The sequence below is a fragment of the Halanaerobium congolense genome (genome assembly GCF_004366375.1).
GTDB lineage: Bacteria > Bacillota > Halanaerobiia > Halanaerobiales > Halanaerobiaceae > Halanaerobium > Halanaerobium congolense.
Genome location: NZ_SOEF01000084.1, coordinates 1 through 1,612 on the forward strand (window position 1 = coordinate 1; position 1,612 = coordinate 1,612).

The 1,612-nt window shown below is 36.8% G+C and carries 1 protein-coding gene; it reads left to right on the top strand.

What is annotated here, in order from left to right:
• Positions 1 to 46 precede the first annotated feature (46 nt).
• A complete protein-coding gene (locus C7954_RS13510; RefSeq protein ID WP_073160141.1) occupies positions 47 to 1,408 on the top strand; it encodes a DDE-type integrase/transposase/recombinase in 1,362 nt (453 codons plus the stop codon).
• Positions 1,409 to 1,612 lie beyond the last annotated feature (204 nt).

Here is a 1,612-nt window from a genome sequence, read left to right on the forward strand (position 1 = left end):
AGAGAACCACAACTTACTACACCCAGAAAGGAAGGGATCCTAAGTTATGTTTTCTCGAAATTTACCTAATTTCCTGCTTAAACCTCTTATGAATTTTGTTCTTTTGGTCTATCTCTTTTTCTCCAGGCTCTTTCACGTTGATTTTGAACCTAAAGAAAAACTTGATGACAGCTATACTAAATTTAACAGTTTTGATGATCCACTACCTGATATTGAACCCAATTACCCTGATTATAAGGAGCTTCTGGCTGAAGCTAAAGAAAACGGTGAACCGATTAAAGCTGTTAATCGTCGTAAACCTCTAACTGTAGATGTTGAAGAGTGCTCTAAATGTGGGGCACCCAAAGAATATCTTTACAGCTATGGTCATGACCCAGATGGTTACCAGAAGTTCCAGTGCAAAGTCTGTGATCATCAATGGGCTCCTGAAAAGCCTGAGCAACCTAAAAATCATCCTACCTATCGCTGTCCCTTTTGCGGCTATGCTCTCTCTAAAGAGAAAGAACGTAAGAATTTTACCAAGTATAAGTGCCGCAATGATAACTGTTCTAAATGGAAAAACGAACACAAAAGATATCGCTATAGAGCTTATGATTTTGATGTTGAAAACCTTGAAGTTTCAAGACCTGATAAAGAACCTGTTAATCTTGACCATTCCCAGTATGGGCAATTCATAATCTCCAAAGCTATGGACTTTTATGTCGGTCTTGGCCTTTCTTTAAGGCAGACTAAAAGGGCGCTTAAACTTGCATATAATGTTTCACCTTCAGCTCAGACTATCCAGAACTGGACTGTCTCTTTAGCTCACAGACTGGGTCCTAAAATCAAGGATCTTGATCTGCCTTTATCTGGCATTGTGGCTGTTGACGAAACATATATCAAAATCAAAGGCAGCTGGCATTATCTCTTTACTGCCATTGATGGTAAAAATGGCTGTGTCATTGCTCAGCATCTCTCAAAACATCGAGATGCTAAAGGTGCAATCACCATCCTCAAAAGGATTATTGACCAATATCAGGGTCAGGATTTTGTCCTAGTTTCTGATATGGCACCAATCTATAGAGCTGCTGTCCATGCTGCAAAGGCCTTTTTGAAGACCGATGTAGATCACAGACAGGTTAAAGGAATTTTTACTGATGATGATAATTCAGATGAGGTTTACAGGCCCTATAAAAACATCATTGAGCGTTTCTTTGGCACCTATAAAGCTCATTACAAGCGTCATAAAAGCTTTAGTTCCTTTGATGGTGCTCTTGCTCATGTAACTTTATATCAGCTTTATTTTAACTATATAAAACCACATAGCTCCTTTGATAACAAACCACCACTGATAGTAGAGGACTCAAGAGGTCAGCCCATTGAATCCTGGGCTCAACTTATCAGGTGGATCAACAAAACTGATAAGTAACTGAATATCTTTACTGACTAACTTTTTAGAAAATCAAGTTTAACTCTTTTAAAGTTCTACATTTATCTAATTCCATTTTTTAACACTATTTACATCTTAAAACTTTTGACATTCTGAATATTTTTATTATAATTAAAATTAGTGGTGATCTATTACTATTTACTTACATTTTATGGTAACTATCATATTTTATTTGACGTTATC

Bases quoted from the DNA above. Each gene is read 5' to 3' on its own strand.
- C7954_RS13510 (WP_073160141.1), top strand. From the start codon at position 47: ATGTTTTCTCGAAATTTACCTAATTTCCTGCTTAAACCTCTTATGAAT.